Annotated in this window: 15 protein-coding genes, 2 pseudogenes and 1 riboswitch; of the genes and pseudogenes, 12 read left to right on the top strand and 5 right to left on the bottom strand. The window is 71.9% G+C overall.

Going from position 1 to position 20,230, the window contains the following annotated elements; all coding sequences use genetic code 11:
* Positions 1-4: 4 nt before the first annotated feature.
* From ACNAVT_RS18060 to ACNAVT_RS18045, 4 genes and pseudogenes are all read left to right on the top strand, one after another.
* Positions 5-2,173 (top strand): DNA gyrase/topoisomerase IV subunit B, encoded by a 2,169-nt coding sequence (locus tag ACNAVT_RS18060; RefSeq protein ID WP_416297775.1) that lies wholly within the window; start codon positions 5-7, stop codon positions 2,171-2,173.
* A 31-nt stretch (positions 2,174-2,204) separates the two neighbouring features.
* A pseudogene (locus tag ACNAVT_RS18055) lies at positions 2,205-2,468 on the top strand (DNA gyrase subunit A); the annotation flags it as partial.
* Positions 2,469-2,537: 69 nt separating this feature from the next.
* Positions 2,538-3,266: pseudogene (locus ACNAVT_RS18050) on the top strand (LAGLIDADG family homing endonuclease); the annotation flags it as partial.
* A complete protein-coding gene (locus tag ACNAVT_RS18045) occupies positions 3,246-5,990 on the top strand; it encodes a DNA topoisomerase (ATP-hydrolyzing) (protein ID WP_416297773.1) in 2,745 nt (914 codons plus the stop codon). The pseudogene ACNAVT_RS18050 and the gene ACNAVT_RS18045, both read left to right, overlap by 21 nt.
* A gap of 22 nt (positions 5,991-6,012) precedes the next feature.
* Here the strand turns inward: ACNAVT_RS18045 and ACNAVT_RS18040 are convergent, their stop codons facing one another.
* The gene (locus ACNAVT_RS18040; protein ID WP_416297691.1) at positions 6,013-6,648 is read right to left on the bottom strand and encodes an alpha-ketoglutarate-dependent dioxygenase AlkB; all 636 of its coding nucleotides are present in this window, start codon (positions 6,646-6,648) and stop codon (positions 6,013-6,015) included.
* Between the two features lie 188 nt (positions 6,649-6,836).
* Here ACNAVT_RS18040 and ACNAVT_RS18035 point away from each other — a divergent pair, with 188 nt between their 5' ends.
* The 5 genes from ACNAVT_RS18035 (at position 6,837) to ACNAVT_RS18015 (ending at position 11,967) form a co-directional block, all read left to right on the top strand.
* On the top strand, positions 6,837-8,027 hold the full coding sequence (locus ACNAVT_RS18035; RefSeq protein ID WP_416297689.1) for an acyltransferase family protein: 1,191 nt from the start codon (positions 6,837-6,839) through the stop codon (positions 8,025-8,027).
* Positions 8,028-8,124: 97 nt separating this feature from the next.
* Positions 8,125-8,646 (top strand): hypothetical protein, encoded by a 522-nt coding sequence (locus tag ACNAVT_RS18030; RefSeq protein WP_416297688.1) that lies wholly within the window; start codon positions 8,125-8,127, stop codon positions 8,644-8,646.
* Positions 8,647-8,797: 151 nt separating this feature from the next.
* Complete coding sequence (locus ACNAVT_RS18025) at positions 8,798-9,583, top strand: hypothetical protein (RefSeq protein ID WP_416297686.1); 786 nt, start codon at positions 8,798-8,800, stop codon at positions 9,581-9,583.
* A 287-nt stretch (positions 9,584-9,870) separates the two neighbouring features.
* A riboswitch (cyclic di-AMP (ydaO/yuaA leader) is annotated at positions 9,871-10,012 on the top strand.
* Positions 10,013-10,217: 205 nt separating this feature from the next.
* Positions 10,218-11,105 carry a C39 family peptidase gene (locus tag ACNAVT_RS18020; protein WP_416297684.1) on the top strand — a complete coding sequence of 296 codons (888 nt, stop codon included), beginning with the start codon at positions 10,218-10,220 and terminating at the stop codon, positions 11,103-11,105.
* Between the two features lie 109 nt (positions 11,106-11,214).
* Positions 11,215-11,967: an alpha/beta fold hydrolase gene (locus tag ACNAVT_RS18015; RefSeq protein WP_416297682.1), complete on the top strand. Its 753-nt coding sequence runs from the start codon at positions 11,215-11,217 to the stop codon at positions 11,965-11,967.
* 7 nt (positions 11,968-11,974) lie between these two features.
* On the opposite strand, the gene ACNAVT_RS18010 is transcribed toward ACNAVT_RS18015, so the two are convergent.
* The 4 genes from ACNAVT_RS18010 to ACNAVT_RS17995 all read right to left on the bottom strand — a co-directional run bounded on the left by ACNAVT_RS18010 (position 11,975) and on the right by ACNAVT_RS17995 (position 17,099).
* Entirely contained in the window at positions 11,975-13,678 is a 1,704-nt protein-coding gene (locus tag ACNAVT_RS18010; protein ID WP_416297681.1) for a CDP-glycerol glycerophosphotransferase family protein, read from the bottom strand.
* A gap of 30 nt (positions 13,679-13,708) precedes the next feature.
* Positions 13,709-15,265: a D-ribitol-5-phosphate cytidylyltransferase gene (locus tag ACNAVT_RS18005; protein ID WP_416297679.1), complete on the bottom strand. Its 1,557-nt coding sequence runs from the start codon at positions 15,263-15,265 to the stop codon at positions 13,709-13,711.
* Between the two features lie 138 nt (positions 15,266-15,403).
* Entirely contained in the window at positions 15,404-16,204 is an 801-nt protein-coding gene (locus ACNAVT_RS18000) for an ABC transporter ATP-binding protein (RefSeq protein WP_416297677.1), read from the bottom strand.
* Entirely contained in the window at positions 16,197-17,099 is a 903-nt protein-coding gene (locus tag ACNAVT_RS17995; protein WP_416297676.1) for an ABC transporter permease, read from the bottom strand. The genes ACNAVT_RS18000 and ACNAVT_RS17995 overlap by 8 nt, the downstream gene beginning before the upstream one ends.
* A gap of 163 nt (positions 17,100-17,262) precedes the next feature.
* Here ACNAVT_RS17995 and ACNAVT_RS17990 point away from each other — a divergent pair, with 163 nt between their 5' ends.
* The 3 genes from ACNAVT_RS17990 to ACNAVT_RS17980 all read left to right on the top strand — a co-directional run bounded on the left by ACNAVT_RS17990 (position 17,263) and on the right by ACNAVT_RS17980 (position 20,190).
* Entirely contained in the window at positions 17,263-17,895 is a 633-nt protein-coding gene (locus ACNAVT_RS17990; protein ID WP_416297674.1) for a TetR/AcrR family transcriptional regulator, read from the top strand.
* Positions 17,896-18,055: 160 nt separating this feature from the next.
* On the top strand, positions 18,056-19,165 hold the full coding sequence (locus ACNAVT_RS17985) for a DegT/DnrJ/EryC1/StrS family aminotransferase (RefSeq protein WP_416297672.1): 1,110 nt from the start codon (positions 18,056-18,058) through the stop codon (positions 19,163-19,165).
* Positions 19,162-20,190 (top strand): Gfo/Idh/MocA family protein, encoded by a 1,029-nt coding sequence (locus ACNAVT_RS17980; RefSeq protein ID WP_416297671.1) that lies wholly within the window; start codon positions 19,162-19,164, stop codon positions 20,188-20,190. The genes ACNAVT_RS17985 and ACNAVT_RS17980 overlap by 4 nt, the downstream gene beginning before the upstream one ends.
* The last annotated feature ends 40 nt before the right edge of the window (positions 20,191-20,230 follow it).

The raw sequence follows: 20,230 nt of genomic DNA, 5'->3' as shown, positions 1-20,230 counted from the left end.
AGCTCTGTCGGGGTGCCGGGCTAGGCTCGCTCCGGCGCGCCGCGCGTGGCGATCGAGTTGGGGGTATCGACACGGTGAGCGGCACCACACCGCCGAGACCTGGGAGTACGACCAGTTGACCGCACAGCCTGAGACCCTGTACGGGGCCGACGACCTGACGCACCTGGAGGGGCTGGACGCCGTCCGCAAGCGCCCCGGCATGTACATCGGCTCGACCGACAGCCGTGGCGTGGGTCACCTCGTCAACGAGATCCTTGACAACTCCACCGACGAGGGTGTCGCGGGTCACGCCACCAAAGTCGAGGTGATCCTGCACGCCGACGGCTCGGTGCAGGTCGACGACGACGGCCGGGGCATCCCCACCGATGTGCACGCCAAGTCCGGCATCTCCGGTGTCGAGCTGGTGTTGACCCGGCTGCACGCGGGCGGCAAGTTCGGTGGCTCGGGCTACAAGACCTCCGGCGGTCTGCACGGCGTGGGCGCCTCCGCGGTCAACGCGCTCTCCCGGCGGTTCGACGTCACGGTCCGCCGCGGCGGCAAGATCCACTCGATGTCGTTCCGGCACGGCGTGCCGGGGATCTTCGAGGGGGACGGCCCGGACGCGCCGTTCACCCCCGGCCCGGGCCTGCAGATCGTCGGCGCCATGAAGCGCCGCCAGCCGACCGGCACCTCGATCCGCTGGTGGCACGACCCGCGTTACTTCGAGACCGGCGCCAAGCTCGACACCGAGGCGGTCCGGCTCAAGCTGCGCAACACCGCCTTCCTCGTCCCCGGCGTGGCGTACCGGCTGCGCGACGAGACGGGGGAGGAGGTCGTCGAGGAGAACTTCCACTTCCCCAACGGACTGACCGACATGGTGGAATACCTCGCCCCGGCCGGTGACCGCCCGGTCTCCGGCGCGCTGCTGGTCACCGGCGAGGGGACCTACCGGGAGAACGCCGCCGACGCCAACGGCGTGATGCAGTCCAACGTGCAGCGCCGGGCCGAGGTCGAGGTCGCGTTCCGCTGGGGCACCGGATACGAGCGCACGGTGGAGTGCTTCACCAACACCATCCGCAACGCCCACGGCGGCACCCACCGCAAGGGCTTCGAGCGTGCCCTGGTGCGTACCCTCGCCGAGGCCGCCCGCAACACCCGCGGGCTGCTCAAGCCCAAGGAGGACGCGCCCACCCTGGACGACGTGCTGGAGGGCATGACCGCGGTGGTGCACGTCCGGATCCCGGAGCCGCAGTTCACCTCGCAGACCAAGGACGAGCTCTCCACCGCCGGCATCACCAAGGTGCTGCAGGGCCTCGTCGAGCAGCACCTCAAGGCCTGGCTGGAAGACCGCAGGACCAAGGCCGAGGCCCGTACGGTGCTCCAGAAGATCGTCGACGCGGCCCGGGTCCGGCTCACCCAGAAGCAGCAGAAGGACGCCGCTCGGCGCAAGACCGCCCTGGAGGGCGCGTCGATGCCGGCCAAGCTGGTCGACTGCCGCGCCACCGGGGTGGACCGCAGCGAGCTGTTCATCGTGGAGGGTGACAGCGCCCTCGGGACGAGCCGGATGGCCCGCTCCTCGGAATACCAGGCTCTGCTGCCGATCCGGGGCAAGATCCTCAACGTGCAGAAGGCGAACCTCCAGCAGGTGCTGGACAACGCCGAGTGCGCGGCGATCGTGCAGGTGCTCGGCGCCGGGTCGGGGCGTACCTTCGACCTCTCCGCGATGCGCTACGGCCGGGTCCTCATCATGGCCGACGCGGACGTCGACGGCGCGCACATCCGTACCCTGCTGATCACGCTCTTCGCCCGCTACATGCGCCCACTGATCGAGGCGGGTCGGCTCTTCGCCGCGATGCCGCCCCTGCACAAGATCACCACCAAGGGGCGCAATCCGCAGACCGTCTACACCTACACGCAGGCCGAGATGGAGGCGACGGTCCGCAAGCTGGAGAAGGCCGGCAAGCAGATCGTCACCCCGATTCCGCGCTTCAAGGGCCTCGGCGAGATGGACGCCGACGAGCTCTGGGAGACCACCATGAACCCGGCCACCCGCGCGGTCCGCCGGATCACCCTCGACGACGTCGAGGCCGCCGAGCGGATCCTCGAACTGCTCATGGGGGAGAAGGTCGAGCCCCGCCGCAACTGGCTCATCGAGTCGGCCGACCGGGTCGACCGGGAAGCCATCGACGCCTGACCACCGGGTTCGTTCGGAAGGAAGCTGAACCATGGCACGCCGCAAGGAAGACCGCGCCAAGGCGGACCTGTCCGCCTTCGACCAGGCCGGTGCGCGGGTCTTCGACAACCCGCTGGTCACCGAGGTCTCCGACTCCTACCTGGAGTACGCCTTCTCGGTCATCCACTCCCGTGCCCTGCCCGACGCCCGGGACGGCCTCAAGCCGGTGCACCGGCGCATCCTCTGGTCGATGTACGAGCAGGGCCACCGCCCGGACCGCGGCCACGTGAAGTCGGCCCGGATCGTCGGCGACTGCTTCGTGGCGGGCACGCTCGTCTCGGCACCCGCGGGTCTGCGCCCGATCGAGGATGTCGAGATCGGTGACATGGTCCTGGACGGCGACGGGAAGGCTGTCCCGGTGACGGCCGTCTACGAGAACCCGAACTCGGACCTGGTCCGAATCACCTGGAGCAACGGCCACACCATGACCGTGACTCCCGGGCAGCGGTTCCGTGTCGTGGGCGAAGACCTGAGTTTTCGTTGGGTCGAGGCCCGAGACCTTGCGGGCCATCTCACGGTGGCGTACGGCAGGAGTCGTTCGACAGCGGCGTCGTCGCGCGGTGACGTCTACGGCTATGTCCGTGGACTGGTGGTCGCCGAAGGCTTCGCCGTCGACCGGTCCCGCACGGCGGATGGCCGCGTACGGGTACACATGTGTGACGTCGAGCCACTCGATGTCGCGCACGGGTGGGCCATCGCGAACGGCTTGAACGCCTCGCGTGGCAAGCGTGAAGCACAGGAGCCTGGTCATCGGGATCAACACATCCTGACCTTTGCCCGTCACGAGGGCCTGCTTGAGGTCGCCACGCCGCTCAGCCACGACAAGCGGGTACCGGCCGACATCCTTGAGGACCGCTCGGCGTGGGCGCCGTTCCTCGCCGGCTTCTTCGACGGAGACGGCTATGTCCGCAAGCGGTTCCGGGAGCTCGTCTTCGTGAGCACCAGCCAGGTACTGGTGCGTCAGATCTACGCCATGCTGTCCGATCTTGGGCTGCACGGTCACCACTGGACCAGCCGACGGAGCAACCACCGAATGCTGCTCGGCGTGTCCGTGACCGGACGGGACGCTGCGGTCCTTGCTGAGCTGCTCCTGCCTTGGGTGCGGATCGGGTACAAGGGCGACGGTCTTCGGCGGGTGATGGAAGTCGGATACCAGTACGGCGGCAAGCAGGGTAACGACCGGCTGCCCTGCGGGCCGGTGATGCAGGAGTTCTCCGCCGCCCACCAGGGAGGCGGTTGGTTCCGGGACGAGGCGGGTAACGCCTTCCGAGCCTCACTGTCTGGGGCTGGCGGCGTGCGCTACGGAAAGGACCGCAACGGCGTGCCGCTGGCTGAGCGGTCGTTCCCTCTCTGGCGGGCCGAGCGGGACGGGTGGATCCATAAGCTTCGGCGGATCGGCTCGCCTGTCGCCGAGCGCCTCGAACACCTCACGGGCCGCTCGTTCCTTCGAGTGGTCTCGGTCGAGGCGGTGGCACCGGCCACCACGTACGACATCCAGGTCGGCTCCGACGAGCATGCCTTCGTCGCCGAGGGCTACGTGGTGCACAACTGCATGGGTAAGTACCACCCGCACGGCGACACTGCCATCTATGACGCAATGGTCCGCCTCGCCCAGGACTTCTCGCTCAACGTGCCGCTGATCGACGGGCACGGCAACTTCGGCTCGCCGGACGACGGCCCGGCCGCCGCCCGCTACACCGAGGCCCGGATGTCCCGCGAGGCGATGCTGCTCGTCGGCGAGCTGGGTGAGGACACCGTCGACGTCGAGCCCAACTACGACGGCTCGCTCACCCAGCCCACCGTGCTGCCGGCGGCCTTCCCCAACCTGCTGGTCAACGGCGCGTCCGGGATCGCGGTCGGCATGGCCACCAACATGATCCCGCACAACCTGGGCGAGGTCGTCCAGGCGGCCCGCTGGCTGATCAACCACCCGGACGCCACGCTGGACAAGCTCATGGAGTTCGTCCCCGGCCCCGACCTGCCCACCGGCGGGCTGCTGCTCGGCCTCGACGAGGTGCGCCGGGCGTACGAGACCGGGCGCGGCGTGGTGCGGATGCGCGGCCGGGTGCAGGTCGGGCCGCTGGAGGGCAGCCGTGGCCGGCAGGCCATCACCGTCACCGAGCTGCCGTACGGCATCGGCGCGGAGAAGGTCATCGCGGCGATCACCAACGAGGTCAACAAGACCAAGCGGCTGTCCGGCATCGCCGACGTCAAGGACCTTACCGACCGGGAGAACGGCACCCGGCTGGTCGTCGAGTGCAAGGTCGGGGTCAACCCGCAGGCGCTGCTGGCCGACCTCTACCGGCTCACCCCACTGGAGCAGTCCTTCGGTGTGAACAACCTGGTCCTGGTGGACGGCCAGCCGCAGACCCTGGGGCTCAAGGAGCTGCTGGAGGTCTTCCTCGCCCACCGGTACGAGGTGGTGACCCGGCGCAGCGCGTACCGCAAGCGCAAGCGGGAGGAACGGCTGCACCTGGTCGACGGTCTGCTGATCGCCCTGCTCGACATCGACAAGGTGGTCAGGCTGATCCGGGCCAGCGAGGACGCCCAGGCCGCCAAGGACGGCCTGATGCAGAAGTTCAAGCTCTCCGAGATCCAGGCGACCTACATCCTGGACACCCCGCTGCGTCGACTCACCAAGTACGACCGGCTGGAGCTGGAGGCCGAGCAGGAGAAGCTGCGCGCCGAGATCGCCGACCTGTCGAAGATCCTCGACGACCCGAAGGTGCTGCGGAAGCTGGTCTCCGACGAGCTGGCCGCCGTGGTCAAGCAGTTCGGCGCCCCGCGCCGCACCACGCTGGTCGACGGGGATCTCAAGGAGGTGCTGGCCGCCTCCGTACCGGCCGGGCCGCTGGAGGTCGCCGACGACCCGTGCCAGGTGATCCTCTCCGCGACCGGGCTGGTCGCCCGGACCGCGGCCGAGTCGGAGGAGGCCACCGAGGGGCGCCGGCGCAGCGGCCGGGTCAAGCACGACGCGGTACGCGCCGTGGTGCACTCCACGGCGCGTGGCCGGGTGCTCCTGGTCACCAGCGCCGGGCGGGCCTTCAAGATCGACGTGCTGCCGCTGCCGGTGCTGCCCGAGCAGTCCGGCACGGTGTCGCTGCGCGGCGGCATGTCCGCTGCCGAGCTGGTGCCGCTGGAGCCGGGGGAGACGGTGGTGGGTCTGGCGCCGCTCGGCCCGACCGCCGAGGGCTCGCCGGGCCTGGCGCTGGGCACCCGGCAGGGCGTGGTGAAGGTCTGCGCACCGGAGTGGCCGGTCCGCTCGGACGAGTTCGAGGTGATCTCCCTGCGCGACGGGGACGAGGTGGTCGGGGCGACCTGGCTCACCGACGGCGGCGAGACCCTGGCGTTCATCTCCTCGGAGGCGTCGCTGCTGCGGTTCGCGGCGTCCCTGGTGCGACCGCAGGGCATCAAGGGCGGCGGCATGGCCGGCATCAGCCTGACGGCCGGGGCGAGCGTGGTCTTCTTCGGCGCGGTCCGCACCGACGACCCGGGGCGCGGCGAGCCGATGGTGGTCACCTCGACCGGCGCCACGGTCAAGGTGACGCCGTTCAAGGCGTACCCGGCGAAGGGGCGGGCGACCGGCGGGGTGCGCGCGCAGCGGTTCCTCAAGGGTGAGGTGGACCTGGCGGTGGCCTGGGTGGGCCCGCGTCCGGTCGGCGCGACCGCCACCGGCGACCCGGTGGAGCTGCCCCCGGCGGATCCGCGCCGGGACGGCTCCGGCTTCGCCGTGATGCTCGGCCCGACGGTCGTCGGTCACGTCATCGAACGCGACTGACCCCGCCCCGCTGTTGCCGGCGTCAGGCCACCCCGGCGGGGCGGAACTGGACGCTGACCCGGGGGCCGACCGGCCGGGCGGTCTTCGGGACGGCGTGCTCCCAGGTGCGCTGGCACGACCCGCCCATCACCACCAGGTCGCCGTGGCCGAGCGGGAAGCGCAGGCTCGCCGCGCCGCCGCGGGGACGCAGCAGTAGCGGGCGCGGGGAGCCGAAGGAGACGATGGCCACCATCGTGTCGGTGTGCGCCGAGCGGCCCAGGGTGTCGCCGTGCCAGGCCACGCTGTCCCGGCCGTCCCGGTAGAGGCACATCCCTGCGGTGACGAAGGGCTCGCCCAACTCGGCCGCGTAGTGCCGGGTGAGCGCCTCGCGTGCCTCGGTGAGCACCGGGTGGGGCAGCGGTCGGCCGGTGCCGTACCAGCACAGCAGGCGGGGGACGTCGACCTCGGTGTCGTACATGGTGCGGCGCTCGGCCCGCCACGGCACGTCGCCCAGCAGGATGTCGAGCACCGGGTCGGAGCCACGCACCCAGCCGGGCAGGTGGTCGACCCAGGCGCCCCGGCTCAGCTGGTGCCGGCGCAGCTGGCCGGCGAGCGGACCCAGGGCCGGCCCCTGCGCGGCGAAGTCGAGCATCGAGGGCTGGTAGGCGACGTCGGACACGTCGCTGATCCTACCGCGCTCTCGAACAGGCGTACGAGGATCAGCGGCTCGGGGTGTCAACGGGTAGGGTCCCCGGCGGCGGCGCCACCGTGGGTGCCGTCGCGGGCGGCGCTCCGATCCACCCGCCGACGACCCGCCTAGGAGGAGGCGCGCGTGCTGGTGATCCTGCTGACGGTCGGGTTGCCGGCATGACCAGCGCCCCGACGGTCACCCCCGCCGTCCGGCTGCCGTCGCTGACCGGGCTGCGCTGGATCGCCGCCCTGCTGGTCTTCGGCTTCCACGTCGGGACCATGCGGATCATCGCCGAGCCCGACTACCAGGCGGTGGTGGGCCGAGTGTTCAGCCTCGGCCTGTCCGGCGTGGAGTTCTTCTTCATCCTCAGTGGATTCGTGCTGGTCTGGTCGTACCGGGACGGCGAGCCCCGGTGGACCTTCCTGCGCCGGCGGCTGGCCAAGATCTATCCGAACCACCTGGTGACCTGGGCGGCGGCGCTGCTCGTCGCGTTCTGGTTCGCCGACCCGGTCGCCCTCTGGGCCGCGCTCGGCAACCTCGCTCTGGTGCAGGCATGGAACCCCGCTCCCGGCTACTTCTACAGCATCAACACGGTGAGCTGGTCGCTCTCCTGCGAGCTCGCCTTCTACCTCTGCCTGCCGTTCGTGCTGCCCCTGCTGCGTCGGGCCCGCGGCGGCCTGCTGTGGGCGGTGGTGGTCGCCGCGCCGTTGCTCATCGTGGCGCTCTGGCCGGGCCAGCTCCTGGTGCCCGAGGAGAGCCGGTGGTGGTTCACCCAGATCTTCCCGGTGGTGCGGTCGCTGGAGTTCTGGATGGGCGTGGCCGCGGCCGAGCTGATGCGCCGGGGCCGCTGGCGGGGACCCGGGCTGACCCTGGCCAGCCTGCTCTTCGTCGCCACCTGGGTGGTCGCCGCGCAGTGGATCCGCGCGGAACTCTGGGCGGCCCTGCTCGCGGTGGCGTACCTCCTGGTCATCACCGCGGTGGCGGACGCCGACGTGCATGGTCGGCGCACGCCGTGGCGGTCGCGTCCGATGGTCTGGCTCGGTGAGGTCTCCTTCGCCTTCTACCTGGTGCACGTGCTGGTGATGCAGACCGTGCTGCGGCTCACCGGCCACTGGGACGCGGGGGCTCGGGGCTGGCGCGGCTGGTGGGGACTGCTCGCCGTGCTCGGCTTCCTGCTGGTCAACCTGCTGCTCGCCGCTGCCCTGCACCGCTGGGTGGAGATGCCGATGATGCGCCGGCTCGGCCCCCGCCGGGTCCGCGCGCAGGCCCGCCCCGCCGCGCCGTCGCCAGCCGCCGTCGGGCCGGTCGAGGCCCGCGTGCCGCGGCCCAGATCGATCGAGTACGCCGGGCGGCGCGACCCGGACTGAGCCGGCACCACCGTCCACGCTGGTCGGTGGCCTGGTCCGGGTCGTGCGACACGCCCGGCCAGGTGCCGTACGGCAGCCTCGACGGTAGGTTGGGGACGTGCTTCCGATCGCGCTCACCTGTCCCGTGTGGTGGGTGGCGCGCTGGGCGGCCCGTGTGTTCGCCAGCCTGGCCGTGGTCGTCGCCTGTTCGCTCGGTGCCGCCACGCTGCCCGTCGCCTCGGCCGTGGCGGCGCCGGCGGCTCCCCGCACCGCCGCCGGCCCGGTCGACACCTCGGCCCTCCGGGCCGGGCACCTCGTGGCTCCCGGCGCCGACCCGGCTCTCCGGGCCGTGATCCACTGGTCCGACCGGGCCGCCGACCCCGTCGGTCAGCGGTCGCCCTCGCCGGAGCCGCCGACCGGGGCCGGTTCGGCCGGGGCCGCGACCGGCTCCGCCGAGCGGATCGGGCCGAGGGCATCCCACACCGGCGCGGCCGGCACCGGCGAGCGGCAGGTCGTCCCGGTCGGCGCGCCGGACCCGGTGGCCCAGCGGGGCGTCGTGGTCGTTCCGGTCGACCGGCTCCGCGTCCTGGTCGGGCTGCTCCCGGCGACCGTCGGCTCCCGGGCCCCGCCCGCCCGCTGACGAGCCGGGTGGGCCTCCGGCCCGCCCTCGCCGCACCACCGAACCTCACCCCGCACCCCCTGTGGCCCGGCGGCGCCCGGTACCCGGCCGCGCCCCCGCCCCACGGGCCGTGCGGACCTCTCCACCACGCCTGTCCCGTGAGGTGCCGATCATGAAGCAGACCGTTCTCTACCACTTCCTGACCAAGGTCCCCGAGGCCGTCGCCATCTGGTCGGCCCTGCTCGTGCTCGCGCTGGGCGTGCTCGCCGCCCTGCTCGCCCGGCCGGAGCGGGACACGCCGCCCGATGTCGCCCCCGATCCGGCCGCCGAGGAGGCGGCCCGCCGCGCCGACCTGAGCCGGTACGCCGATGAGGTGGCGGTGGCCGCCAGCGGTGCCGCGCAGACCGCCCGCCGGCGCCGCGAGCAGTGGCTGGCCGCCCAGGACGCGGCCGACCGGGCCTGGCAGGGGTACGACGAGGCCGAGGCGGCGGCCCGCCGCCTCGCCGGCACCGCCGTGCTGCCCGCGCCGCGTACCCCGCGTACGCCGGCCGAGTACGCGGCCCGGGAGCGGTGGTTGCACCACGCCGCGATGGAGGCGCACTGGCGGGGCGACCTGACCGCCCGGCAACTCGCCGACGTCCTCGCCCATCGCAACGGATGGGATCCGCGCCGGCACCCGGCCGAACAGGAGATCGTTCTGGCCCGGGCGGTACGCGACGGCCGGCGGGCCGGCTGGCGGGCCGCCGCCGAACGGGAACAGCGGGCCTGGCGCGACGCCGAGCTGGCCGCCGAGGCGGCCCGCACCCTGGCCGCGGAGGCGTACGCGGCGGCCGAGGCCCTGCGGCCCGGCCGGATCCCGGTACGCCGTACCGAGCCGGCGAGCCGGGCCCGCACGTCGGTGCCGGCCGGCGCGGCCGGTGCCGGGGCCACCCGTTGGCGTCCGGCGCGGGTCGGCTGAATCGTTACGAAATTTGGGTGATCCCCGTCACGCTGGTTTCGGAAACGGTCATCCGGATCAGCTCGGACGATCGACCCCCGCAATTCAGGTAGGTCGTCCACCCGATGTCTGATTCTCGCCCGTCAGTCCCGTGATAACTGCTCGTCCCATTGAGTGAAATCAGTTACCAGCTGTTCTGGTCGACGGCGTGATTTGGATGTTTAAGCAGGTGGGAGTGCTTGGCAGGGGGCGTACCCACCGGTACTGTCGGCGCGTCCGGTGCGGTTTTCGATCGCAAGAGGCGACGCCGCTCCGACCCGCTTAATCGTGATCTTACGAACCGGGGACCCATTGCAACACGGGGGTGAATCCGCGAGCTGCGGCCCGCGGTAGGGCGTACTTCCCGCCCGAATCCGTCAGCTAACCCGGTAGGCGGCCGTGGAAGGAGTGCCATCCTCGTGCCATCGACCCCCCGATCCTCCCCCCGCCTCCACGGCGTGGTGGTGCCGTTGCTCGCCTGACCGGCGAGTCGACCACCGGTAACCGCCCCCGCAGCCCGGTCCACCGGGCTCGTCCCCTTCCCGCGGCACCCCGCCCAGGAACGCGCGTGAGCTCCTCCGCGTGTCGGGCCGGCGTGTGCCCGCTCAGGAAAACCGTGGAGGAACACGTGAAGCATCGTCTGAACCGTCAACCGCGGCTGAACCGTCAACTGCGGCGCCTCGCGACCCGGCGCTCGTACCAGATCGTCGCCGGCTCCGCCGCGGCGCTCGTGCTGGCCGGCGGGACCGGTGCCGCGCTGGCCAACGGCCACGACGCGCCCGTCCGCCAGGAGCACACGGCCGCCGTCGCCGAGCTGGCTCCCCAGCCCGCTGAGGTCGCGACCAACGGCGAGGCGCTGGCCGCCGCCGCTGCCCCGTCCCCGTCCGACTCGCCGTCCGCGTCCCCGTCCGACTCGCCGAGCGCGTCGCCGTCGGCGAAGCCCAGCACGACCAAGGCGGACCCGGACGTGACCCCCAAGGCAAAGCCGAAGCCGCCGTCGACCAAGGTCCTCGACTACAGCTACGAGGCGCAGACCGCCTACTGGAACTGCGGCCCGGCCGCGGTGCGCAACGCGCTGAGCGCGAGCGGCGTCGAGACCACCCAGGACGCGATGGCCGGCCCGCTGAACGCCGGCGAGAACGGCACCAACTCGGCCGAGGACACCACCCGCGGCCTCAACCAGATGGTCAAGGGCAGCCCGTACAAGACGCACATGATCCCCGGCCAGGCCGCGACCCCGGCCCAGATGGACCAGCTCCAGGCCGACCTGGTCAAGGCGATCACCGACGGCCGTGGTGTGGTGGTCAACATCGCGGGCTCCGCCACCGACACCGACGGCGGCTGGCACTCGTTCCCCGGCGGCCACTACATCGCCGTGGTCGGCTACAAGAACGACGGCCGGACCGCCCGGATCGCCGACTCGGCGAACCCGGCGCTCCCGTCGTACTGGATCAGCACCATCGACCTGGCGAACTGGGCGGCCACCCGAGGCTACTCGGCCTGATCCCTCGCACCCCGCTCCTCCGTCGGGCACCGGCTCCTGTGAGCCGGTGCCCGACGTCGTACCTGCCCGGTCTCGCGCGTGGTGTCCGTCCGGTGGCACACTGCGCCGTATGGCCGACGAGACGGGTACCCGCCATCTGTTGCTGCTGCACGGCATGGGCGCCACCGGCGAGGTGTGGCTGCCCTGGGCGCCGCTGCTGGAGCACCGGTGGGCGGGGCGCTGGCTCGCCCCCGACCTGGCCGGCCACGGCTGGTCGCCGCCGCTGCCGGCGTACTCCTTCGACGCGCTGGCCCGCCGGGTGCTGGAGGGGCTCGGCCCGGTGGCCGAGCGGCTCGGCCCCCGAGACCGGCTGGTGGTGGTCGGGCACTCGCTCGGCGGGGTGGTGGCGCTGGCGCTGGCCGCGCGGTCGCTGCGGTTGCCGGTGGACGCGGTGGTCGGGCTCGGCATCAAGGTCGCGTGGACCCCGGCCGAGCTGGACAAGGCCCGCGAGCTGGCCCAGCGGCCGGTGACCTGGTTCGCGAGCCGGGACGAGGCGGCCCGCCGCTACCTGCGGGTCTCCGGACTGGTCGGGCTCCTCGCACCCGACCACCCGGTGGTGGAGGCCGGGCTGCGCCGCGAGGACGGCCGCTGGCGGCTGGCCATGGACCCGGCCGCGTTCGCGGTGGGAGAGCCGCGGCTGCCGGCCCTGCTCGCCGCAACCGATGTGCCGGTGCTGCTGGCCCGGGGCGAGCAGGACCAGATGGTGACCGACGCGCAGCTCAAGGAGCTGGGTGTCCCGGTCGCCACGCTGCCGGGGCTCGGTCACAACGCACACGTCGAGGACCCGGAGGCCCTGCTCGCCCTCCTCGACCGGTACCGCTGACCACCGGTCAGGTGACGGGGGCGAGCGGCGAGCCGTCCTGGGCGGCGCGCGCGCCCGGCGGGTTCCAGTCCGCTTCGAGCTGCCGGCGGGCCGCGCCGAGGAACGCCTCGGCGTACGACTCGGCGGGGAAGTCGCCCAGGTAGCGGGTGCGGGTGGCCCAACGGTCCGCCCCCTTCGGGTCGGTGTCGAGCAGCTCGGTCAGCACCTCGTCCACGTTGGACATGTCCCGCCGCAGCACGTAACCCGAGCCGGCGAGGGGGAAGCGCTCGACGAACTGCGCGCCGTCGGCACCCATGTCGGTGACCGCGTACGGCTTGCCGGAGTAGAGGTAGTCGGAGATGACCCCGGAGACGTCCGACACCAGCGCGTCCGAGCGGTTGACGCACTCGGTCAGGCTCAGCTCGCGGCTGGCCGCCGCCCCCCACAGGTGTCCCCGGCCGGTCTTCGCCCGATCCGCCGCGAGCAGCTCGGTGAGCCGGGCCAGCTGCCGCGCCGAGGCAGGATTCTGCGCGGTGTACGGGTGGGCCCGCAGGATCACCGTCGCACCCCGGTCCAGCAGGCGGCGGATCACCGTCTCGGCCACCGGCAGGGAGCAGTAGTTCGCGTCGGCGTGGTGCCCCGTCCAGGTGGGGGTGTAGAGCACCGTCGGGTTGGTCAGCCCGCGGGCCGGCTCCCGGCGTACCTCGATCGCCTCCACCTGGGGCCGGCCGACCACGACGAACTTCTCGGCGGGGATCTCCACGCCGGCCCGGGCGTACCGCTCGATCGCCGCCTGGCCGGCCACGAAGATCCGGTCGAAGATCGCCGAGACCGGGTTGGCGCTCGGCGCCTTGTCGCTGTCGCCGTGGTGCAACTGCACGTGGGTGAGCTGCGAGAAGCGGATGCAGTGGCTGTTCTTCGCGCCGTGGTTGACGTAGAAGGCGACCCGGAGGCTCGGCACCAGGGCCTCGTCCATGGTCTTGAGCGTCGGGCAGAAGACCACGGGCGCGCGGGTCGCGGCGGCGACGGCCGGCAGGAACTCCGGCTCCCGCAGCAGCACCATGAACGGCCGCCCGATCCGCTCCAGGTACGGCAGCCACATGGTGACCTGGTACTCCGAGCCGGGCGGGGCGGAGAAGTAGAGCACGAACTCGGGCTGGTGCCGGCGCAGTGCCCGGCCCACCGGGCCGCCCCCTGCCGTCGGCCGGAACCGGCGTCGGGCCAGGTCGAGCCCGACCACGCCGCAGCCGGCCCCGACGAGCAGGGCGGCGACCAGCGCCACCCAGGCGGGCAGGGCGAGGCCGGCGGCCAGCGCCACCACGGCGAGCAGCACCAGCAGCGCGTCACCGAGCCGGGCGGCGACCAGTGGGGTCCAGGAGCGGACCGGAAGGTTGGCCGCGCGGATCTCCAGGGCGCCGGCATCGCGCAGCGGCCCCACCAGCAGCACCAGGCCGAGCAGCACCAGCGCGGTGGCGGCCAGCGCCGGGTCGAAGCCGGCGTCGAGCCGGCGGGCGTACCCGACCAGGATCCCGGCGGCGACGAGCACCGACTCGGCGACGCCGTCGGCGCTCGGCCGGATCCGGCGTTCCCACGCGGCGGCGGCGAGGGCGGCGACCGCGATCGCCAACCCCCAGCCGGTCGCCCCGGTGAGCGCCACCACGAGGAAGGCGAGCACCGCCAGCCCGGTGGTCAGCACCCGGGCGAGCAGCTTCCGGACCAGGTCACCACGCATCTGAGTCGTCCCGTTTCGCTGATTGCCCGGTCAGGCGCGGACGTCGCTGGGCTGCGACAACTCCAGCTCGGCGCGTCTGGCGCCGCCCTGCGACCTGGAGCCGTCGTCGGACTGTGCGCCGGGCTGGGCGGGCACCGTGGCGGCCTGCTCGCCGGGTGCCCGGCGGACGTCGATGACCTGGCCGGTCAGCTCGGAGACGAGCACGTCCAGGGAGGCCTGCGCGACGGCCTCGGCGGAGAGCAGTGTGTGCTCCGGCTCCTCGCCGAACGCCTTCGTGCGCATGGGGGTGGCGGTGCGTTCCGGGTTGACGCAGTTGACCCGTACGCCGAACTCGGCCCACTCGTCGGCGAGCGCCTGGGTCAGGTTGACCAGCGCGGCCTTGGTGGCCGAGTAGAGCGCGTACCGGGCCCGGCCCCGGGTGTACGAGCTGGAGGTGTAGAGCAGCAGCTGGCCCTTGGTCTGCTGGAGGTACGGCAGCGACTGTCGGGCGATGGTGACCGGGCCGACGAAGTTGACGTGCAGGAGCCGGTCCATCGTCTCCTCGTCCATCTCCGCGAGGGCACCCTTTTCCAGGATGCCCGCGGTGACCACCACGTGGTCGATCCGGCCGGTCGCCTCGAAGGCGGTCTTCAGCGCGGCGGCCACGTCCTCGGCCCGCTCGACATGGGTGCCGGTGGTGGAGCGGCTGAACGGGAACACCTGGGCGCCGTAGCCGCGGGCCAGCTCGGTGAGGTCGTGGCCGATGCCGTAGCTGCCGCCGAAGACCACGATGGTCCGGCCGGTCAGCTCCTCGGTGTAGCTGCGGTGGTCGCTCACCCGGGGCGCCTGCGCGGCGGCGAGCTGGAAGAGCTTGTCCGCCAGGTGCACGTCGACCGGGTGGGTGACCTTGATGTTCTCGTCCGAGCCGTCGATCACCTTGATCGGCGTGCCGGGCAGGTAGCGCAGCACCACGCCGCAGTCGTCGGTGGCGGCGAAGTCGAGGTCGCCCTCGGCGAGCCGGTACGCCTCCCGGATGGTGCCGGACCGGAACGCCTGCGGGGTCTGGCCCCGACGCAGGGTGGAGCGGACCGGGATGTCGGTGATGCAGTCGTTCTCGTCGACCTGGATGATCGTGTCGGCCGACGGGATCGCCACGTCCACCGCCGAGTACGTCCACAGCGCGTTCACGCACTCGCGCACGATCCGGGCGTTGACCAGCGGGCGGACCGCGTCGTGGAAGAGGATGTTGACGTCGCCCTCGCCGACCGCGTCGAGCGCGATCCGGGTGGTGTCGTTGCGGGTCTCGCCGCCTTCGGCCACCTTGCTGACCTTGCGGAAGCCCGCCTTGGCGACGATCTGCTCGGCGTCCGCCACGTGACCGGTGGCCATCAGCACGATGATCTCGTCGATCTCCGGAGCGGCCTCGAACACGGCCAGGGTGTGCTCGATGATCGGCTTGCCGGCGATCTTCAGCAGCTGCTTCGGGATGCCCAGCCCGAGGCGGGTCCCGGTCCCCCCGGCGAGGATCACGGCCACCGTCCGCGAGGGGCGCCAGGGTGCCGGGTCCACCGGCGTGGCGTCCGGCGCGGTGGTGTGGTCCTGCGTCATTACCGTTCCTCACTGTGGGGGATGGGGGGTTTACGGCTCGGTGACCGGCTGGCGAATTTTGGTCGGTGCCGAGGAAAACACTAACGCGTACGACGGAGCGCACCGACCGGGCGGACCCGGGCGATGCGCTCCGTCGTACTACTTGTGGTTCTCGTACGCGTTGCAGACCTCGTCGGTCGGGCCGTCCATCTTCAGGACGCCGCCCTCCAGCCAGATGGTCCGCTCGCAGGTGTCCCGGATCGAGCCGATGGAGTGGCTGACCAGGAAGACGGTGCCGGCGCTCTCGCGCAGCTCCCGGACCCGCTGCTCGCTGCGGACCCGGAACTTCCGGTCACCGGTCGCGAGGGCCTCGTCGATCAGCAGCACGTCGTGCTTCTTCGCCGCGGCGATGGCGAAGCGCAGCCGGGCGCCCATCCCGGAGGAGTAGGTCCGCATCGGCAGCGAGGCGAAGTCGCCCCGCTCGTTGATCCCGGAGAACTCGATGATCTCCGGGGCCAGCCGCTTGACCTCCTCCGGTGGCATGCCCATGGCCAGGCAGCCGAGCACCACGTTCCGCTCGCCGGAGAGGTCGTTGAGCAGGGCCGCGTTCACGCCGAGCAGGGAGGGCTGTCCCATCGTGTAGACCGCGCCCCGAGCCGGCGGGAGCAGCCCGGCGATGGCCCGCAGCAGCGTGGACTTGCCGGAGCCGTTGCTGCCGATCAGCCCGATCGCCTCGCCCTGGTAGGCGGTGAAGCTCACTCCCTTGACCGCGTGCACCTCACGGATGTTGGGCGCGTTGGTCCGGGACACGATGCGCTTGAGGGCGGAGACCGGGCTGGCGCCGCCGGTGGCCCCCTTGTGGATCCGGTAGATCACGTGCACGTCGTCCACCACGACGGTGGGGATCCGCCCCGAGTCCACCACGGCGGTGTTCACCGCCGGTTGGGTCTGCTCAGCCACGGCCGTACTCCTCTTCTCCGCGCCAGAAGTAGACGAACCCACCGATACCCATGACGATCGCCCAGGCCAGGGCGAGCGTCCAGAGCCACAGCGGGGAGGCCACCAGGTGCGGCTGGTGGGAATCGAGCAGCGCGTAGCGGGCCAGCTCGATGAAGACCAGCGGCGGGTTGGCCTCCAGCAGGGTCGCCGCCCAGTTCGGCAGCTGCTCCCGGAACAGCGCGACCGGGTAGAGCACCCCGGAGGCGTACATCCAGGTTCGCAGCACGAACGGCATGACCTGCTTGAGGTCGGTGATCTTCGAGCCGAGCCGGGCCACGGCCATGGTCAGCCCGACGTTGAAGACCGACTGCAGCACCAGCGCCGGCGCGAGCAGCAGCCAGCGGAGGGTGAGCGGCTCGCCGGTCAGCAGGACGATCGCGGCCAGCACCACCATCGACATGAGCAGCTGCTGGAACTGCACCATCGTGACGGTGATCGGCAGCGCGGCCCGGGGGAACTGCAGTGCCCGGATCAGGCCCAGGTTGCTGGTGATCGCCTTGGTGCCGTTCAGCGCCGCGCTCTGGGTGAACATGAAGATGAAGACACCCGTGCAGAGGTACGCGATGAAGTTCGGCACGTTCTTGTGCTGCGCGATGATCACGCCGAAGATCAGGTAGTAGACCGCCGCGTTGGTCAGCGGTGTCAGCACCTGCCAGAGCTGGCCGAGCTGGGTGCTGCTGAACGAGGACGCCACCTTGGCCCGCGAGTACGCGGTCATGAAGTGGCGGTACGCCCACAGCCTGCGGGTGTACTCGGCCAGGGACGGTCGTTCCCCGGCGACCCGCAGTCCGTACCGCTTCGCGAGCTGGGCCTGGGTGAGCCCGGAGTCGGGGGCGGCCACCGCGGTGTTGGCCATGATCAGGTGCTCCGATCTTTCGTGCCGAGGGGGAGCAAAGAGAAGATGTCGCGGCGATGAAATCTAGCGCGACGGGGCGGGAACGTCGCCTCGCTGCTGCGTGGAAGGTAGTCCAAAACACGTCGGGACGCAACCGTAGCGTCGTTGCGCTACATTGTCCCACGTGACGACCGAGAAGAGGCGCGCTCCGGCCGGTGCGGCGGTGCTGCGCGGCGAGATCACCACCGCCATCCGCGCCGCCGTGATGCAGGAGCTGGCGGAGGTCGGCTACGGCCGGCTCTCCATCGAGGCGGTGGCCCGGCGGGCAGGAGTGAGCAAGACGGCGATCTATCGCCGTTGGCGCTCGAAACTCGACCTGGTGCTGGACATGGTCTCCGCCGTGGCCGGGCGCAACCTGCCCCTGCTCGACACCGGCAGCCTCCTGAGCGACCTGGAGATCCTGCTGCACGTGATGGCCCGTGCGCTGCGTCACCGGCTGGCTTCGCAGATCATCCCGGACCTGCTCGCCGAGGCCGCCCGCAACCCGCAGATCGCCGAGAAGCTGCAGCAGGCGCTCGACGACTATCAGCAGGCCGTCGGCCGGATCCTGATCGGCCGGGCGGTCGAACGCGGGGAGCTTCCGCCGGACACCGACCCGCGCGTCGCGGTCGACCTGATCGTCGGCCCGGTCTACTGGCGGCTGGCCATCGCCCGGGCTCCACTCAGCGCCGCCGAGGTGCCCCGAATGGCGACCGCGATCGTCGCGGCGCTCCGGGTAGCATGCGTGGGGCCTGCCCGCGACGAGGTGGAAGTCTGATCCCCGGCGCCGTCGTCCCTCACCAGCCGCACCGAACGCGCGGTGAATCGGCCGGGCTGGACGGACAAACAACGCAATCCGTGACAATTCATCGAGACCAGCTAACATCCCCCAAGCCGGAAGATCCACAATGAGCATTCTGTCGACAGGAGGAAGCCCCATGGCTGGGCCGCACCCAGAGTTCATCCCCCCAGCGCGACCGATCATCGGTGAGGCCGAGATCGAGGCGGCTGTCCGGGTGCTGCGCAGCGGCCGGGTCGTGCAGGGCCCGGAGGTGGCGGCGTTCGAGGAGGAGTTCAGCGAACTCGTCGCCGGCCGGCACTGCGTGGCGGTGAACTCCGGCACGTCCGCTCTGCAGCTCACCCTGATGGCGCTCGGCCTCGGCCCCGGTGACGAGGTCATCGTGCCCTCGTTCTCCTTCGCCGCCAGCGCCAACGCCGTCCGGCTGGTCGGCGCCGAGCCGGTCTTCGTGGACATCGAGCCGGGCAGCTTCTGCGTCGACCCGGAGGCGGTCGCCGCCGCGGTCACCCCCCGCACCGTCGCCATCATGCCGGTGCACCTGTACGGCCACCCCGCCGCGATGGACCAGATCATGGCCATCGCCGAGCGGCACGACCTGGCTGTGGTGGAGGACGCCGCCCAGGCGCACGGCGCCACCCTGCACGGCGTCCCGGTCGGCGCCTTCGGCACCGCCGGCTGCTTCAGCTTCTATCCGACGAAGAACATGCACGCCCTGGAAGGCGGCATGGTCACCACCGCCGACGCCGAGCTGGCCCGGACCCTGCGGCTGCTGCGCAACCAGGGCATGGAGCAGCGGTACGCCAACGAGATCGTCGGCGCCAACATGCGGATGACGGACGTTGCGGCCGCGATCGGGCGGGTGCAGCTGGGCCAGCTGCCGGAGTGGACCGAGCAGCGCCGGGCCAACGCCAAGTACCTCGACTCCGCGATCACCGGCATGGTCACCCCGCCGGTGGCGGACGGCGCCAAGCACGTCTACCACCAGTACACGGTGCGGGTGCGGGGTGACCGGGACGCCGCCATGGCCCGCCTCACCGAGTTGGGCATCGGCAACGCCGTCTACTACCCCACCCCGATCCACCGCCTCAAGCCCTACCTCGCCGAGGACGGCAAGCCCGGCCCGTGGGAGCTGCCGGAGACCGAGCGGGCCGCGGCCGAGGTGATCTCGCTGCCGGTGCACCCGTCGCTGAGCCAGGCCGACCTCGACCGGATCGCCGAGGGCGCCAACCTCGCCGGCGGTGCCCGGTGAGCGGCGTTCGGAAGCTGCGCGCCGGCCTGATCGGCCTCGGCGCGATGGGGCGCAACCACGCCCGGGTGCTGTCCAACCTGGACGGCGTCGAGCTGGTCGGCATCGTCGACCCGGCCGGCGACACCACCGGTACGCTCCGCGCGCCGGTGGTCCCCGCGCTGGGTGACCTGCTGGCGATGGGCATCGACTACGCGGTGGTCGCCTGCCCGACCGCGCTGCACGAGCAGGTCGGCCTGGAACTGGCCGCCAACGGGGTCTGCGCGCTGATCGAGAAGCCGCTGGCCCAGTCGGTCGAGGCGGCCACCCGCCTGGTCGACGCCTTCGAGGCCGCCGGCCTGGTGGCCGGCGTCGGGCACATCGAGCGCTACAACCCGGCCCTGCAGAGCCTGCGTACCCGGCTGGAGGCCGGCGAGCTGGGCGAGGTCTTCCAGGTCGTCACCCGGCGGCAGGGGCCGTTCCCGCACCGGATCGCCGACGTCGGCGTGGTGATGGACCTGGCCACCCACGACATCGACCTGACCAGCTGGGTCACCGGACGGGAATACACCTCCGTCGCGGCCCGCACGGTCTCCCGCAGCGGCCGGCTGCACGAGGACATGGTCGCCGTGGTCGGCCAGCTCGCCGACGGCACGATGGTCAACCACCTGGTGAACTGGCTCAGCCCGCTCAAGGAGCGGTCCACTGTGATCACCGGTGACCGGGGTTGCTTCGTCGCCGACACGCTCACCGCCGATCTCACCTTCTATGCCAACGCCGCCATCGACACCGAGTGGGAGGCGCTGCGCGCGTTCCGCGGCGTGGCCGAGGGCGACATGGTCCGCTACGCGATCCCGAAGCGGGAGCCGCTGCTCGTCGAGCACGAGCGGTTCCGGGACGCGGTCGAGGGCAAGCAGAGCGACATCGTCACCCTGCGGCAGGGCCTGCGTACCGTGCAGGTCGCCGCAGGGCTGCTGGAGTCCGCCTCGGACGGCAAGGTCGTCTCCGTGGCGCCGGACGCGCTCGCCGCGCCGGCCGTCGCGCGCTGAGCGGCGGATCGCCACCCAGCCACTACGCTGACGAGCGCCG

This window comes from Micromonospora sp. SL4-19 (genome assembly GCF_047921475.1).
GTDB lineage: Bacteria > Actinomycetota > Actinomycetes > Mycobacteriales > Micromonosporaceae > Micromonospora.
The sequence above is the reverse complement of the archived record's forward strand: the minus strand, read 5'-3'. Positions and strand labels throughout refer to the sequence as shown.

What these genes read in the sequence shown, in the direction of transcription:
- ACNAVT_RS18045 (WP_416297773.1), top strand. Translation starts at nt 3,246, where the DNA reads ATGCTGCTCGGCGTGTCCGTGACCGGACGGGACGCTGCGGTCCTTGCT.
- ACNAVT_RS18035 (WP_416297689.1), top strand. Translation starts at nt 6,837, where the DNA reads ATGACCAGCGCCCCGACGGTCACCCCCGCCGTCCGGCTGCCGTCGCTG.
- ACNAVT_RS18025 (WP_416297686.1), top strand. Translation starts at nt 8,798, where the DNA reads ATGAAGCAGACCGTTCTCTACCACTTCCTGACCAAGGTCCCCGAGGCC.
- ACNAVT_RS18015 (WP_416297682.1), top strand. Translation starts at nt 11,215, where the DNA reads ATGGCCGACGAGACGGGTACCCGCCATCTGTTGCTGCTGCACGGCATG.
- ACNAVT_RS18010 (WP_416297681.1), bottom strand. Translation starts at nt 13,678, where the DNA reads ATGCGTGGTGACCTGGTCCGGAAGCTGCTCGCCCGGGTGCTGACCACC.
- ACNAVT_RS18005 (WP_416297679.1), bottom strand. Translation starts at nt 15,265, where the DNA reads ATGACGCAGGACCACACCACCGCGCCGGACGCCACGCCGGTGGACCCG.
- ACNAVT_RS17995 (WP_416297676.1), bottom strand. Translation starts at nt 17,099, where the DNA reads ATGGCCAACACCGCGGTGGCCGCCCCCGACTCCGGGCTCACCCAGGCC.
- ACNAVT_RS17985 (WP_416297672.1), top strand. Translation starts at nt 18,056, where the DNA reads ATGGCTGGGCCGCACCCAGAGTTCATCCCCCCAGCGCGACCGATCATC.